12 protein-coding genes are annotated in these 16,020 nt (G+C 39.8%); 10 read left to right on the top strand and 2 right to left on the bottom strand.

Annotated elements, in window-relative coordinates:
* Positions 1–13: 13 nt before the first annotated feature.
* Together BN2628_RS03775 and BN2628_RS03770 are read right to left on the bottom strand one after the other, a co-directional pair.
* Positions 14–556, bottom strand: coding sequence for a 1-acyl-sn-glycerol-3-phosphate acyltransferase (locus BN2628_RS03775; RefSeq protein ID WP_044229868.1), 543 nt, complete (start codon positions 554–556; stop codon positions 14–16).
* A gap of 202 nt (positions 557–758) precedes the next feature.
* Positions 759–1,043 (bottom strand): hypothetical protein, encoded by a 285-nt coding sequence (locus tag BN2628_RS03770; protein WP_044229866.1) that lies wholly within the window; start codon positions 1,041–1,043, stop codon positions 759–761.
* A gap of 412 nt (positions 1,044–1,455) precedes the next feature.
* On the opposite strand from BN2628_RS03770, the gene BN2628_RS03765 reads away from it, so the two are divergent.
* From BN2628_RS03765 to BN2628_RS03720, 10 genes are all read left to right on the top strand, one after another.
* Positions 1,456–3,099, top strand: coding sequence for a glycogen/starch synthase (locus BN2628_RS03765; protein WP_044229863.1), 1,644 nt, complete (start codon positions 1,456–1,458; stop codon positions 3,097–3,099).
* Between the two features lie 36 nt (positions 3,100–3,135).
* Entirely contained in the window at positions 3,136–5,691 is a 2,556-nt protein-coding gene (glgP, locus tag BN2628_RS03760; protein ID WP_055096074.1) for an alpha-glucan family phosphorylase, read from the top strand.
* Between the two features lie 159 nt (positions 5,692–5,850).
* Entirely contained in the window at positions 5,851–7,917 is a 2,067-nt protein-coding gene (locus BN2628_RS03755) for a GDSL-type esterase/lipase family protein (RefSeq protein WP_055096303.1), read from the top strand.
* Positions 7,918–8,036: 119 nt separating this feature from the next.
* Positions 8,037–9,527 (top strand): proline--tRNA ligase, encoded by a 1,491-nt coding sequence (proS, locus tag BN2628_RS03750; protein WP_044229857.1) that lies wholly within the window; start codon positions 8,037–8,039, stop codon positions 9,525–9,527.
* 130 nt (positions 9,528–9,657) lie between these two features.
* Positions 9,658–10,302 (top strand): copper resistance protein NlpE N-terminal domain-containing protein, encoded by a 645-nt coding sequence (locus tag BN2628_RS03745; protein WP_052431569.1) that lies wholly within the window; start codon positions 9,658–9,660, stop codon positions 10,300–10,302.
* A 670-nt stretch (positions 10,303–10,972) separates the two neighbouring features.
* Positions 10,973–11,722, top strand: coding sequence for a DUF3575 domain-containing protein (locus BN2628_RS03740; RefSeq protein WP_257606381.1), 750 nt, complete (start codon positions 10,973–10,975; stop codon positions 11,720–11,722).
* 11 nt (positions 11,723–11,733) lie between these two features.
* Positions 11,734–12,243, top strand: coding sequence for a hypothetical protein (locus tag BN2628_RS03735; protein ID WP_055096072.1), 510 nt, complete (start codon positions 11,734–11,736; stop codon positions 12,241–12,243).
* An 81-nt stretch (positions 12,244–12,324) separates the two neighbouring features.
* Complete coding sequence (locus BN2628_RS03730; protein WP_044229854.1) at positions 12,325–13,536, top strand: fimbrial protein; 1,212 nt, start codon at positions 12,325–12,327, stop codon at positions 13,534–13,536.
* Positions 13,537–13,630: 94 nt separating this feature from the next.
* Positions 13,631–14,530, top strand: a complete 900-nt coding sequence (locus BN2628_RS03725) for a FimB/Mfa2 family fimbrial subunit (RefSeq protein ID WP_044229851.1) — start codon at positions 13,631–13,633, stop codon at positions 14,528–14,530.
* Between the two features lie 14 nt (positions 14,531–14,544).
* The gene (locus BN2628_RS03720; RefSeq protein ID WP_044229847.1) at positions 14,545–15,984 is read left to right on the top strand and encodes a fimbrial protein; all 1,440 of its coding nucleotides are present in this window, start codon (positions 14,545–14,547) and stop codon (positions 15,982–15,984) included.
* Positions 15,985–16,020: the final 36 nt, after the last annotated feature.

The following is a 16,020-nucleotide window of genomic DNA, read 5'->3' as shown; positions in this document are numbered from 1 at the left end:
CGAAAGAGTGTTTTTATAATCCAAAATTCTGAGGATTCCGGGCGGATACGCCTTTATAAAAATCCTTTATAGTCACGATATCCCTCTCGTAATTTCCGGTCGGAATAAAAATTTTGGACAATCCTACTTCTTTCTTTTTATAATCTATATAGGCCAGTACAATAGGTACATTGGCTTTTAAGGCGATAAAATAGAATCCCTTCTTCCAATCGTTGTTTCTTTTTCGGGTAGCCTCCGGAGTGATTGCTATGCCGAATCGTTCCCGACAGTTAAATTGTTCCACAATCTGGTCGGTCAGTTCCGAACGTTGCTTCCTGTCTACGGGCACACCGCCCATCGCTTTGAATATCAAATTCAATGGAAAGAAAAACCAACTCTTTTTTATCATGAATCCGGCATATCTGCCTATAGACAAATACGCCAGTTTCCCTATGATAAAGTCCCAATTGCTGGTATGAGGAGCAACACATATCACACATTTTTTCAGGTCCGGGACATCTACGACAACTTTCCACCCGAATAGCTTCAATATAAACCGGCTCAACGCCTTTTTCATAAAAAAACTGAATTTAAAATCCTGCCCCGATAAAGTGTGACTTTATTCACAAGAATGTATTTCACTCTCTCGGTAGCTCATATCACCATTTCTTTCTACCCGTATGAGAGAGGAACTGGGAGATATTGTACAACAAAAAGAGGAAATACATCACTTCGATGATTTTCCGGACAGAAGCTCTATTATCTGTGACTGTATTTGTTTACTTGTTCATTTCAGCAAATTCGCTGATAATTTCTTCTATACCCTTGTCAAAACTGGCAATGAGGTTTTGATAATATTTTTTTACGATTTTGGGATTATTTTTACCGTCAGTTACATTTACCCGACGCAGGAATTCATCCTGCATAGAGACGATTTTAGCCAATATTTCATCATTTTTTTGAGCATCGCAATCTGTTACAAAATAGCGATTATATAGACATTCCGAAATTAATTCTTCGGTAATGTAATTGATTTCTTTTTTCAATTGTCTTTTATTAGCCATGACTTTTCTATTTTTAAGATTACTTTTACAAATATAGATAAAACCTTTTTCAGAATAAAGTTTTATAATAAAAAAGATTTGTAGAGCCAGTTTCAATTTTGCATAGGTTGGGTAGCTTAGAGAATTACTTTTGGGGTTGTCCCTCTATTTGCCTGAGAAGAATAGCAGGATTTGACAAAAATAAACGGGAACGCGGGCCGAAAGGAAATTTAAAGAGAACCTGACAGATTTTTTATTGGAAAGTTTAAACGGCTGGCTACTATATAAAAGAAGTTTTTTGCATAAGAGTTTTACCATATTTTCTTTTTTTATTTATAATATATAAATAAAGACTATTTTTGGTAAAGATGAAATTTAATTGTACATTTGCGCCTTAATTTAATTGCTTAAAGTGTTGATAATAAATTCAGATATGGAAAAAGGTCAGCTCACTCCCGATTATTTATTTGAAGTCAGTTGGGAAGTATGCAATTTAGTAGGTGGTATTTATACCGTACTGTCCACCAAAGCCAAAACCTTACAGAAGATAAATAAAGACAAAAATATTTTCATCGGGCCCGATTTGTGGAAGGGCAAAGAATCTCCCTATTTTACGGAAAGTCCTTCTTTATTGAAGGACTGGAAGATACAGGCATCCAATGAAAATCTGCAAGTGAGAGTAGGGCGATGGAACATTCCGGGCAAACCAGTTGTTATATTGGTAGACTTTAGCCGGATGTTCGATGTTCGTAATGAGCTATTTACGAATATGTGGAATTGGTATGGAGTAGATTCGTTATATGCCTATGGCGATTATGACGAATCTTGTATTTTTTCATATGCGGCGGCACGGGTTATTGAAAGCCTGTATAAATATATAGGTGGAGACAACTACAACGTAGTAGCTCATTTCGATGAGTGGATTACAGGTATGGGCCTGCTGTATGTAAAACATCAGTTACCCAAAGTTGCGACGATATTTACGACCCATGCTACTTCTATCGGACGGTCTATCGCGGGGAATAATAAGCCCCTGTATGATTATCTGGCAGCATATAATGGAGACCAGATGGCACGTGAATTGAATATGGTAGCAAAACATTCTTTAGAAAAGGCAGCGGCTCACAATGCCGACTGTTTCACAACCGTGAGTGATATTACGGCAAGAGAATGTACCCAATTGCTGGAACGTACTCCCGATGTAGTGACTCCGAACGGTTTCGAAGAAAATTTTGTTCCCAAAGGCGTAGCATATACTCAAGAGCGGGAAGCTGCTCGGGCAAAATTGATAAAAATTGCCGCCTCGCTGATAGGATACAAACCTTCGAAAGATGCGTTTTTTATAGCAACTTCGGGACGGTACGAATATAAAAATAAGGGAATAAATCTGTTTATCGAATCACTGAGACGATTGAAGGAGCAGAGTACCAATAAAAAAGAAATTATAGCGTTTGTGTTGGTTCCGGCATGGGTCAATGCCGCCCGTGAAGATTTGGCAGAGAGGATGAGTGCTAAAAAATTCGGCCGTACAGCTCTTCCTGATCCGCTGATTACACATTCGTTGAATAATTATAACGAAGATATGATTATGAATCAGTTGCATGGTAGCGGATTTAAGAATCTGGCAAGCGATAAAGTAAAGATTATCTTTGTCCCTTCATATCTTCGGGGAGACGACGGCATAGTAAACATGCCTTACTATGATCTGTTGATAGGATTCGACGCGACGGCATTTCCCTCATATTATGAGCCGTGGGGATATACTCCGCTCGAAAGTGTTGCTTTTGGCATTCCTACTATTACCACCGATTTGTCTGGCTTTGGATTGTGGACGGGTTCGTTGGGAGAAGGGGGACTGGAAGCAAAAGGCGTAGCCATATTGCATCGGAACGACTCCAATTTTGATGAAGTTGCCGACGGTTTGGCTATGACTGTCCATTCATTATCAGTCAAGACCGATACGGAAAGAAAGGCAATATCCGGAGCTGCAAAGAAAACAGCCGCAAAGGCTCAGTGGAAATACTTTATTTCCTATTACAGTCAGGCATACGATATAGCATTACAAAAGAAAAAATGACATTTTATATAGAATTATTCATTAATAATTAAGCATATGAAAGTACAAGTAAGTAATACTAACGCACCTTGTTGGCGAGATATTACAGTAAATTCTCAAGTACCTGCTCAGTTAAAAAGTTTAGAAGAGATGGCTCGCAATATCCGTTGGGTATGGGATAGTAATACTATCGAATTGTTCCGTTCCATTTCTCCTGAATTGTGGAAATCAACAAACGGTAACCCGGTTGCCCTACTTCAGCGTATAAGCTATGAACGCCTTGAAGAGATAGCAGCTGACAAGTCGATGATGCGCCATATCAATGACGTCTATGACGATTTCAAAAAATACATGGATGTTGAAAAGAGAAAAGATGTTCCTTCCGTTGCTTATTTCAGTATGGAATATGGTTTGGCTAATGTTCTGAAAATATATTCGGGTGGACTCGGTGTATTGGCGGGAGATTATCTGAAAGAAGCCAGTGACCGGAATGTAGACATGACAGGGGTAGGTTTCCTTTATCGCTATGGTTACTTCACCCAGACTTTGTCTATGGATGGGCAGCAATTGGCCAATTATGAGCCACAGAATTTTAACCAGTTGCCCGTAGAGCAAGTTCTTGATGAGAATGGACATCCGATGATACTTGAAGTACCGTTCCCGGGACGTATTATTTATGCAAATATTTGGAAAGTCAATGTCGGGCGCATCCAGCTTTATTTGATGGATACCGACCTTGAACAGAATAGTGAATTTGACCGTCATATTACATACCAGTTGTATGGTGGCGATTGGGAACACCGTATGAAACAGGAATATATGTTGGGTATCGGGGGTATTATCATGCTCAACCGTCTGGGAATAAAGAAAGACATATACCACTGCAACGAAGGCCATGCCGCGCTCATCAATATTCAGCGGTTGGTAGACTATATACAAAATGATAAACTTAATTTTCAGGAAGCCCTTGAGGTGGTACGGGCATCCTCGTTATATACGGTACATACTCCGGTACCTGCCGGACATGACAGCTTTGACGAATCCTTATTCGGGAAGTACATGGGAGAGTTCCCTCAAAAATTAGGTATCTCTTGGCAAGATTTGATGGACATGGGTCGTGAAAATCCGGGTACGAACGAGAAATTCTCCATGAGTGTGTTTGCTTGTAATACTTGCCAGGAAGTCAATGGTGTGAGTTGGTTGCACGGTAAAGTATCACAACATATGTTCCAGCCCATCTGGAAAGGTTATGCAGCAGACGAGTTACATGTCGGTTACGTGACCAATGGTGTACACATGCCTACATGGGCAGCAACTGAGTGGAAAGAATTTTATACACAGAAGCTCGGTAAAGAGATATTCGAACACCAATCCGATAAGAAAATTTGGGAAAAAATTTATGACGTGCCCGATGAGGAAATATGGAAAATGCGTCAGACCATGAAAAATAAACTGGTCAATTTCGTAAAAGAAGATTTCCGTGAAAACTGGTTGAAGAATCAGGGCGACCCTTCACGCATTGTATCCGTATTGGAAAAAATCAATCCGAATGCACTTCTTATCGGTTTTGCCCGTCGTTTTGCAACCTATAAGCGTGCACATTTGTTGTTCACCGATTTAGAACGCCTTTCCAAAATCGTAAATAACCCCAACTATCCCGTACAATTCCTTTTCTCAGGAAAGGCACATCCTGCCGATGGTGCAGGCCAAGGTCTGATTAAGCAAATTGTAGAAATATCTCGCCGTCCCGAGTTCTTGGGAAAAATCATTTTCTTGGAAAATTACGATATGAAAGTGGCCAAGCGTCTGATTTCCGGGGTTGATATCTGGTTGAACACACCTACTCGCCCGTTGGAAGCATCCGGTACATCCGGAGAAAAAGCCGAAATGAACGGTGTTTTGAATTTCTCTGTGCTCGATGGCTGGTGGTACGAAGGTTACAAAGATGGCGCAGGTTGGGCATTGACCGACAAACGCACATTCCAAGACCAGGGACATCAAGACCAGTTAGATGCAGCTACTATCTATTCGATGCTTGAAAATCAGATAGTTCCTTTGTATTTTGCAAAAAACAGCAAAGGATATTCTCCCGAATGGATACAATACATCAAAAACTCTATCGCTCAGATTGCTCCGGATTATACGATGACCCGTATGCTCGAAGACTATATTGACCGGTTCTATATGAAAGAAGCCAAACGTTCTAAGCTGCTTGTTGCAAATAATTTTGCTAAAGCAAAAGAAATCGCAGCTTGGAAAGAAGACATCGCCTCTAAATGGAATTCGATCGAAATAACTTCAGTGAATCTGCCGGAAGGATTGCTCTATAGCCCGCATGTAGGACAGGAGTATCCGATAGAAGTTGTAATCGACCACAAGGATTTGCCCAACTGTATCGGTGTCGAGCTGGTAGTTACACCTATCGAAGACGGAGTGATGAAACCTTATATCGTACAAGAACTCCAGATAGTGAAAAACGAAGGTTCCAAAACATATTATAAACTCGATTATTCTCTCAAGAATTCAGGAGTTTATAAATATTCGTTCCGTATGTTCCCGAAAAATCCTGATCTGCCTCATCGTCAAGATTTTGCATACGTTCGTTGGTTCTGATTCGAGTAGCGATTATATCGACATATATTATAAAAATAGCAGGGATGTAAGTGAACATCCCTGCTATTTTGTTTTATGAAATTTGGCAAGACAATATCATTTACGTATTTTTAGACAAATTATAATAAGATATTGCATATCCGTTAAAAATATAAAATGATGAAAAGATTCCTCCTGTTTACAATAGCCATATGTATATTTGAAGCAGTATCTGCCCGAAAACAAATAAAAGTTGCCTGCATAGGTAACAGCATAACCTATGGAACAGGTATTACCGATCGGGAAAAATATTCCTATCCGGTACAACTGCAAAACCTTTTGGGAAATAACTATTTTGTGAAAAATTTTGGGAAACCAGGAGCTACCTTATTGCGTCGGGGACATCGCCCTTACATGCAGCAAAGAGAGTTTCTCGATGCAATGACATTCGGTGCCGATATAGCGGTAATTCATTTAGGCATCAATGATACCGACCCACGAGATTGGCCCAATTATAGGGATGAATTTGTAAGAGACTACCTTGCCCTGATAGATTCCTTGAAAAGTAGCAATAAAAAGATTCGTTTCATTTTGGCGCAACTTACACCCATAACCTACACTCATCCACGTTTCATATCTGGGACAAAAAAGTGGCATGACGAAATACAAGAAGCAATAGCGACTGTGGCTGAAGTAAGTGAAGCAGAACTGATAGACTTTCATGAGCCATTATATCCATATCCATATTTGTTGCCCGATGCTGTACATCCGGATGCAGAAGGAGCCGGCATTCTTGCCAAGACAGTCTATTCAGCGATTACAGGTGATTATGGAGGGTTGCAATTATCCGGATTATATGCCGATAATATGATATTACAGCGTAATATTCCACTCAAAATACAAGGGATAGCAAACGCTGCAACCGAAGTTATTGTAGAAATAGGCGGACAGAAAGCGATAGCCATGGCAGATAATCGAGGGAGATGGAGTGTTACGTTACAGCCTTTGAAAGCCGGCAGTGATTATATATTGAGCATAAAAGCCGGAACACAAAAAAGAATATTTCATCATGTGGCGGTAGGAGAAGTGTGGCTCTGTTCCGGACAGTCCAATATGCAGTTTATGCTTCAGCAGGCTATCACTGCAAAAGAAGATATTCCGTCATCCACCGATAACGATTTGCGTTTGTATAATATGAAAGGCCGCTGGAATACTACAGATGCACCTTGGACAATAGAAGCATTAGATTCGGTCAATCATTTGCTCTATTTTCGAAATACCGGATGGGAAGAAGCATCCCCGGCAACCACATCGACATTTTCGGCTGTGGCATATTACTTTGGAAAAATGCTTAGAGACAGCCTGAAAATTCCGATTGGTCTTATATGTAACGCCGTAGGTGGTTCGCCTACGGAAGCCTGGATCGACCGCAATACACTGGAGACCAAGTTTCAACCTATCCTGAAAGATTGGTTACACAATGATTTTATACAAGAATGGGTAAGGAATCGGGCAAGAGTAAATTTGAAGAGCAAAGGAAGAATTTCGGGTAGACATCCATACGAACCTTGCTATCTTTTTGAAAGTGGAATAAAGCCTCTGTATCAATTCCCGATTCAAGGAGTTATATGGTATCAAGGTGAATCAAATGCCCATAATTTTGAAACCCATGAAACGCTTTTCCGGTTATTGGTAGACAGTTGGAGGAATAACTGGAACAGAAAAGATATGCCTTTCTATTTTGTACAGTTGTCGAGTCTCGACTGTCCGTCGTGGCCGTGGTTTCGCAATAGTCAGTTACAATTGATGAAATCCGTTCCATATACCGGAATGGCAGTCTCCTCAGACCGCGGAGATTCGCTTGACGTACACCCTCGGTTCAAAAAAGAAATCGGGGAGCGACTTGGCCGGTGGGCATTATGCGCAACCTATAACAAAAATATTACACCTTCCGGACCATTGTTCAGGTCAGCTCAGAAAGACCATACTTCCATTATCATTTCATTCGATTACGCAGATGGTTTGAGTACATCAGACGGTAAAGAACCCTCCTGTTTTGAAATAGCGGAATTTGAAGGGCTTTATTACCCCGCTAAAGCCGTTATAGAAAAAGATAAGGTTCGACTTACATCTTCGCGCGTAAAAAATCCGAAATATGTAAGATATGCTTGGCAACCATTCACAAGAGCCAATCTGATAAACAAAGAAGCTTTGCCTGCATCTACCTTTAAAGCAAAATGCGAGTAAGACTGAGAGCGAAGAAATTGCCAGGAGTTTATTTATTCATGAATTATCACCGAATAATCCTGACTTTTTTATAATTTTGTCAATTCAGAAAAAATAAATACAAATATCATAAAATAACAATGGCAAAAGAACTGAAAGACCTTACCAAGCGGAGCGAGAATTATTCGCAATGGTATAATGACTTGGTTGTAAAGGCCGATTTGGCAGAACAGTCGGCTGTACGTGGCTGTATGGTTATAAAACCTTACGGATACGCTATTTGGGAAAAGATGCAACGTCAGCTTGACGATATGTTTAAGGAGACAGGACATGTAAATGCTTATTTTCCGTTATTGATACCCAAATCATATCTGAGCCGTGAAGCCGAGCATGTCGAAGGTTTTGCTAAAGAATGTGCTGTGGTCACACATTATCGCCTGAAAAATGCTGAAGATGGTTCGGGAGTTATCGTTGATCCCGCAGCGAGACTTGAAGAAGAACTGATTATCCGGCCTACATCAGAAACAATTATATGGAGTACGTATAAAAATTGGATACAATCATACCGCGACCTGCCCATACTTTGCAACCAATGGGCCAATGTAATGAGATGGGAGATGCGTACCCGTCTTTTCCTTCGTACTGCCGAATTTCTGTGGCAGGAGGGGCATACCGCTCATGCAACTCGGGAAGAGGCAGAAGAAGAAGCACAACGTATGCTCAATGTATATGCCGATTTTGCCGAACAATATATGGCAGTACCGGTAGTTAAAGGAGTGAAATCGGCCAACGAACGTTTTGCCGGAGCATTGGATACCTATACTATCGAAGCGCTGATGCAAGACGGGAAGGCGCTGCAATCAGGTACATCTCATTTCTTGGGCCAGAATTTTGCAAAAGCTTTCGATGTGCAATTTGTCGATAAAAATAATAAGTTAGACTACGTTTGGGCGACATCATGGGGTGTATCTACTCGCTTGATGGGTGCCCTTATTATGTCTCACTCCGATGACAATGGTTTGGTACTGCCTCCAAAATTGGCCCCGATACAGGTAGTAATCGTTCCTATTTATAAAAACATGGAACAGTTGGCACAAATAGATGAAAAAGTAGCCGGTATCGTGGCAAAATTGAAAGCATTGGGAATATCTGTTAAATACGATAATGCAGACAACAAGCGCCCGGGATTCAAATTTGCCGATTATGAACTGAAGGGGGTTCCCGTACGGCTGGTTATGGGAGGACGCGACCTTGAAAACAATACGATGGAAGTAATGCGTCGTGACACACTCGAAAAAGAAACCGTAACTTGTGAAAATATAGAAACCTATGTAAAAAATCTTCTGGATGACATTCAAGCTAATATTTATAAAAAGGCGCTTGATTATCGTTTGGCTCATACTACAAAAGTAGATACATATGACGAATTTAAGAAGAAGATAGAAGAGGGTGGATTTATTTTGGCACATTGGGATGGTACCACCGAGACCGAAGAGCGTATCAAGGAAGATACCAAAGCAACCATCCGTTGCATCCCGTTCGAAGCCGATGAAGAAAGTCTGACACCGGGCAAATGTATGGTTACGGGTAAGCCTTCTGCCCGTCGGGTATTATTTGCAAGAGCATATTGATATAGAGAAAACAAATAAAAAGACAGCCCGTCTGACCTCTAATGTCAGACGGGCTGTCTTGTAACCATAGTATTGGAAATATGGGGTAGATTAGATATATTTGGAGTAGCTTTAAAAACAAATAAATAAAATGAAAAAGTTTGAAGTTGTAGCATGTGCAGTTATGATGACGGCATGTGTGTCTCGGGGAAAAAACGTAAAAGGCATCATTACAGATGCTACGATAAATACGATGACAATTGTATCACAGCAAGGAGACACTTTGATGTTTAGTGTATTAAGTGCCGAGAGAGATACCCCCGAAGGTATTTTATTACAAGACACCGCCATAATTTCTTATACGGGAGAATATCGAGCAGGGATGAATGCCGAAAAAATTAAAGTTTTCCCGGTAAAACGACAGGGTGACCTTGCTCTAGGAGCATGGCAGATTCGTACCTATGAAGGTATGTTGCCGGCAGCTTCAGGGCCCGGTATCCGATATTCGTTGACCGTCCGGAGCCGCCAACATAGTGGTGATGGTACGTTTTCCCTTACAATGACCTATATAGAAGCAGAAGATGGCAAGGACCAATCGTTTTCCTATACCGGAAAACGGTTTACACAGCGAGGTATTCCGGGAGATAACGATGCGACAGTATGGCAATTGGTAACTAATGACAAAAAAGATATTTTCAATTTCCTCTATGAAGATGAACAGACACTGACTTTATTAAATGACAAGTTCGAAAAAAGTAGCTCCGGACTAAATTATACACTTAAATTGGCAGAATAAATATGTAAAACATGATTGTTAGGGGCTGATCCCTATTTTTTCATTTTTGAAAAATGATAATCAAGGAAGTTGTGTCAGAACGCTGGCACAACCTTATTTTTTTATACTTTACAGCCTTGCTATATTTTCTTTTGCTCATACTGCTTTTTTCCATTCATGAGATAACAAGTTGCTATCTTCCAATTGTACCGGGTTATAAATAGACCAATAAACATGGATTCAGCAACTATAATGAACTTCTTTCCTGCTTTTAACAGTCTTGCACACATCCTTCTTGACTCAATTATATTGCCTATACTGTTCTTTCATATTTTTCTCTGCCTACGTGTCTACAATAGTTCTTCTATAAAATATTACTTTTATTGAAAACAAATCGACAACTCAAGTGTTAGACAATTACATAACTTGGTAATATAAGTTATAAGAAATCATAATGTAAGTAAAAGAGCTATTAGAGCCTGATAGTATCATGCATCTATCCCAAAAGCATATATCTGTTGAAGGGCTTTTTTAGCATAAATGGCAAAAATTATTTTGCTGAAATAGAAATATTTGTGCCCTAACATATATTTTGTTTCGATACAATATTTCAAATAATCAATTAATTGTTATGCAATATCTCGTCAAAAGAGGATTAAAACCTCTAAGGTACAGGTTCTTGTTTGTCTTTATGGGAGCACTTTCAGTATGCTTTTCCGGATATGCACAAAAACGTTTTGTGACTTTAGCTGATATGAAATCTGCAAAACACGATTTCACGAAATCCTTCTTGACCGAAAATGTTAGATATCATAACCTGTCGAAAGTGGAAATAAAAGATACAGTCGATATCACAGATGCTGACAACACGATAATCGTTGATATCGGTATAATGACACCTTGGGAGAAAATAAAAGAGAAGAAGATGCATTGGGCCATCAAGACCAATCTTCTATATGCTGCGACACTGACACCTAATTTGGGTTTAGAATTCGGATGGGGTTCACAAATGAGCTTGAATATAACCGGAAGTTACAATCCTTGGAACCGTAAGGGGCGTAAAGGGCACAATGATAAAATAGTACATTGGATGATACAACCGGAATGGAGATACTGGTTTTGCGAGCCGGCAAGTGGCCACTTTATTGGAGTACATGCCATTGCAACTAAGTACAATATTGGAGGACATAAGTTTTTTGACATGTTCGATAAAAAGTACCGGTATGAAGGTTGGGGTGCCGGAGCAGGATTCACGTATGGATATAGTTGGATGTTGTCCGAAAGATGGACGATTGAGACATATCTCGGTCTAGGCGTTGTACAACTCGGTTTTGATAAATCAAACAACAGGAATTGGTGTTGTACCAAGTCAGAACATTATACAAAAACTTACGTTGGACCTACCAAGATTGGTATTTCTCTGATTTATAATATTAAATAAATGAAAATGCAATGAAAGTCGCAACTCATATATCAATAGTAATAGTGTGTTTTTCACTATTGCTCTCTCTCCCTTCCAGTGCAACAGCAGGCACGGGAAACAAGAGAGGACAATTATCTGTCTCTGAAATACAAGTACAAATTGTTGGCGACAATATAGAACTTGGTTTTAATTGTGAGCCTGCCCGGTTTGCTCCCAAGGGAAAAGAGAGAATCATAGTGACACCCGTCATATCCGATGGTATTAACCGGGCTACTCTCCCTCCATTTATGATAGTTACTAAAAAAGGGAAAATATCTTTTATTCGAAGTTCCGATTATCGAAGAGGTATGAAGATGGATAGCAGCAGACAAATACTTGTATATAAAAAGGCGGTTAAATATGAAACATGGATGAGAGGAAGTACCCTCTCATTTGAGAGCTGCATTAAATCATGTTCCAAACGCGCTAAGTTGACAACAGCCATTGTTTGTAGAAAAATACTTCAGAATCCTGAAGTAAAAAGCAAGTTCCCACATTGAAAAATCCCGTAATTACACCGCATTTCCTTTGAAAGCGATTTTATAAATATAACGATGAACTAATAACTAAACTTTAAAATTATGAGAATTAAAAATTTATGTATGATTTCAGCGATGTCATTCGCTCTGTTGTCGTGTAGTGATTCTGACGATACTTCAACCCCGACAAATATTCAAGGCAAGAAAGCCTCCATTACAGTCAGCATAAAAGGAAATGCCGACACTCGGTCATTAGCAGGAGAAGAAGCAGGCTCTGCCGAAGAAAATGATATCAAATCTTTGGAATTCTTTGTTTTTAATGCAGACGGTACTTATCAGAAATATTTCAAACCGGAAGATTTAGCTTTGAATAATCAATATACATTCCTCGTCGACGCAGGTAATTTGACGATTCTTACCGCTGTCAACCAAAATTTGGGAGAACCTTCTCCTGTACCTTCATCATTGGCAGATTTCAAAAAAAATACCCTTTATAAAGCTCTTTTATTGGACGGGTCGAATTCCCGAACAGGTATTGATGTTTCTACCGGATTTGCTATGGCAGCAGAAGGAGCGATTAATGCCGTGGAGGGCGAGACCAATTCGCTTACTCTATCCGTTCGGCGTCTGTTGAGCAAAATTGAAAGTCCGCAAGTAGACCCATCCAATCAGATTACTGCTCCGAAAGACGATTTGCTTGATATATTGGGACTGGGTGAAAGTGGAACAGTACCGAGCGATTTGAAGTGGACTTTCGACGGCTATATGGTTATCAATGGTATCAATCAGTCTCGAACTTTTGAATACAAAGATTTAGGTGAATGGACTCGTTTTGCAACCGCATCCAATTTCAAAACGACATTTTCTACAAATGGAGAAACGGTTGAGTCCGTGTACTCTGTAAAAAATGACGATGCGAGCGAGACGACCAATGGTTTCTTGCCGGCAGCCTATGGAAAACCTGTTTATATATACGAAAATGTACCTTCAATCTTGCAAGGAGGTAGTGGTTCGGCAGCGACGGTATTTGATAAAGATCAGGTAGTAGCATTTATTATCAAAGGTACGTTTTCCGGTACAGGAGTAAGTGGTGTGTCTCGTTATTGGAGAGTAAATCTGTTGAAGGACGATAGTTGGAAAATTTATCGTAACAGCATTTACCGCGTGACAATGAAGGATATCAAGACAGTGGGTTGGGCTACGCCTAAAGATGCAGAAGAAGAGGGCCCGGTAGTCAGTCCGACGGAAAGTTCCATTTCAGTAAATATCGAAGTTGCAAAATGGGACGTAAGAACCCAGAATGTCGATTTATAATGGACACAAATTGGGTGGTTAAATATTTTCCCGGAGGATATTCATATATCCTCCTCGGGGATAATATAAATGATTTATTGTAAATTACTATATCGTGAAGAAATCGATTTTGATATTATTGATAATGATATCTTGTATAGGATGTACTTCTGAGGGTCCTCATGATGGTTGTGACAGCGGCTCTCTGAACCTGATCTTCACGCATGAAGGAACAACGGATGACTTTGACCTTTCAGTAGCCAGCGATATAGAATTATATCTATATGACAATGAAGGTAGAATAATAGAAGAGAGACATATACCTTATGACAATATAAAAGGAGGGAGACCATATCCTTTTGAACAGCAGCATAGCGGTAATGTCCATTTAGTTACTTGGGCCCTATCGGGAGACGAAGATATCAATAAAGTTTCACCTGCATTTCAAGATGAAGAAGACTATTCGACAGTGAATTTTACTATGAGCGAACGGCAATCACGCAGCTCGCGAACATACAGTGGTTCTGTTCAGGAACTTTTTTTGGGAAATCAATCATTTACACTCTCTCCTTTAGAAGAAAAAGTCATTCATGTAGATGTTAGAAAGCTGTTGTGCAGCATAACTGTAACCATAGAAGAAGGAAATAATTTCAAAACCCAATATCCCGGGGAACTCAGTATGAGCATTGCCGGGTCATCTGAGTCATACCACATTCTTGAAGACAAACAATCCGGTGATGCAATTACAATAGAAGATAACTTTTCTTATATAAAGAGTCGCGATGAGTATGTCTCTAAAAATAAGGTATTTCCGGCATCAGTAAATACGGAAAGCGGATTGGAAGACAATATTATAATCACCCTTTTCGAAGATAAGATTGCCCGATTGAGGGTCGACACAGAGACGAAAGCTCAAGAAGGAACTCAGATAGATGTTGTAATCAGACCTACAAAACAAGAGGCAATTATTACAGTAGATTCATGGCAGGTTCGTAAAGCCTTGATTGTACTTTAAAAAACAATAACAGTATGAGAAAAATATTTATATTGTCCGTTATGTTGATAGCCGGATTTGGAGCGTGTCAGACCAAACTTGACGATGAACCGCCTGCCGGTGATATATCTGGAGAGTCTGAAGTTGAATTATCCATTTTGACAAATTCTGCAACCCGTAGTACAGAATTTTCGACCTCAGATGAAAATATTATTGACAATCTGGATGTGTTACTATTTGATGCCGAAAAAAAGTTTGTTTGTTGGCGTACTACCTTCAAAGTGAACGGAAAACTACGTACGACTCTCCCTGTCGGAAGCGGTTACGATGCTTATTTTTTGGCAAATTGTCGTTCGTTTATCGAAAAGATGCTGCCGGACGAAACAGCAATATCCCAATATAAAGGAAAAGCCGATTGGGAAATATTTAAGAATGCACTGATAGATACAAATCCCCAAAGGTTATTGCAAAATAGTGGTTCTTTTACAAGTCTGCCTATGTGGGGGATGCTGAAAGAACAAGAAGTAAAAGACGGAGTGATTAACTACTGGCCATTGCTGAGCCTTATCAGGTCGGTTGCTTCGGTAGATGTCTACGTGGCTGCTGATATAGACAACTTTACATTACAGGATGTTACATTGTACTATGTTCCGGACAAAGGTTTTTTAGGAAATAGTCCGGATAATATCATAGACAACCAAGCTCAGTCCGCATATTCTCCCGAAGGCATGAAAACCGGTTTGGCTTTAGAATCTGATAGTTACAACTCTGTAGACCGCTCTATTGCAAATAAGCTTTATCTCTATGACAATGCAACACATGACGAGACAGAGACACAAAAACATACCCGTCTCATTATTGGTGCCGAATACAATGGAACAAAATATTATTATCCGGTCGATTTTGAAAATACCGATACCGGTGAACTTATCGAAATCATACGAAATAAGAAATATGTATTCAATATCAATTCGGCCAGCGGTCCGGGATATACGGATAAGGAAACCGCTGCCGGCCAACCACCCATCCACTTAAATGTCAATATTATAGATTGGGATATGACAGCTGGACAAATGGGGACAAGTGGAAATTATTATTTGTGGACAGAGAGTCGAGATGCTGTATTGTACCGTGACAAAAACTCGACTACGACCATCGGTATGAAAAGTAACATACTCTCAAAAGCCATTACTTTAACATTTAAAACCGATATAAACGGGTCTGTAATCACATTAGCAAACGGTATTCAGAACAGTCGTTTCAAAGTAGAGCTGGCAAGTGACGCAGACGGATATCCGACAGGGCTTAAGATAACGGCATTAGGCGATTTTGATACGGCTATAGACAGTGCAAATTCCGATACACTGGTATTGCTTTCCGGAAGAATCAGACTGGAAATACAAATATTTCGCTATAATCAGGGAAAGAATGATTGGGAGTTAGACGATGATATTAATGTTGATTTAGGAAAATAATGACATACATATGTATAATTGTAATAAAAAATGTAA

Source organism: Gabonia massiliensis (assembly GCF_001403595.1).
Taxonomy (GTDB): domain Bacteria; phylum Bacteroidota; class Bacteroidia; order Bacteroidales; family Coprobacteraceae; genus Coprobacter; species Coprobacter secundus.
Note: the sequence above shows the minus strand (reverse complement) of the source record. Positions and strands in the feature narration are given on the sequence as shown.

What these genes read in the sequence shown, in the direction of transcription:
- BN2628_RS03745 (WP_052431569.1), top strand. Translation starts at nt 9,658, where the DNA reads ATGAAAAAGTTTGAAGTTGTAGCATGTGCAGTTATGATGACGGCATGT.
- proS (WP_044229857.1), top strand. Translation starts at nt 8,037, where the DNA reads ATGGCAAAAGAACTGAAAGACCTTACCAAGCGGAGCGAGAATTATTCG.
- glgP (WP_055096074.1), top strand. Translation starts at nt 3,136, where the DNA reads ATGAAAGTACAAGTAAGTAATACTAACGCACCTTGTTGGCGAGATATT.
- BN2628_RS03755 (WP_055096303.1), top strand. Translation starts at nt 5,851, where the DNA reads ATGAAAAGATTCCTCCTGTTTACAATAGCCATATGTATATTTGAAGCA.
- BN2628_RS03740 (WP_257606381.1), top strand. Translation starts at nt 10,973, where the DNA reads ATGGGAGCACTTTCAGTATGCTTTTCCGGATATGCACAAAAACGTTTT.
- BN2628_RS03735 (WP_055096072.1), top strand. Translation starts at nt 11,734, where the DNA reads ATGAAAGTCGCAACTCATATATCAATAGTAATAGTGTGTTTTTCACTA.
- BN2628_RS03775 (WP_044229868.1), bottom strand. Translation starts at nt 556, where the DNA reads ATGAAAAAGGCGTTGAGCCGGTTTATATTGAAGCTATTCGGGTGGAAA.
- BN2628_RS03765 (WP_044229863.1), top strand. Translation starts at nt 1,456, where the DNA reads ATGGAAAAAGGTCAGCTCACTCCCGATTATTTATTTGAAGTCAGTTGG.
- BN2628_RS03730 (WP_044229854.1), top strand. Translation starts at nt 12,325, where the DNA reads ATGAGAATTAAAAATTTATGTATGATTTCAGCGATGTCATTCGCTCTG.
- BN2628_RS03770 (WP_044229866.1), bottom strand. Translation starts at nt 1,043, where the DNA reads ATGGCTAATAAAAGACAATTGAAAAAAGAAATCAATTACATTACCGAA.
- BN2628_RS03720 (WP_044229847.1), top strand. Translation starts at nt 14,545, where the DNA reads ATGAGAAAAATATTTATATTGTCCGTTATGTTGATAGCCGGATTTGGA.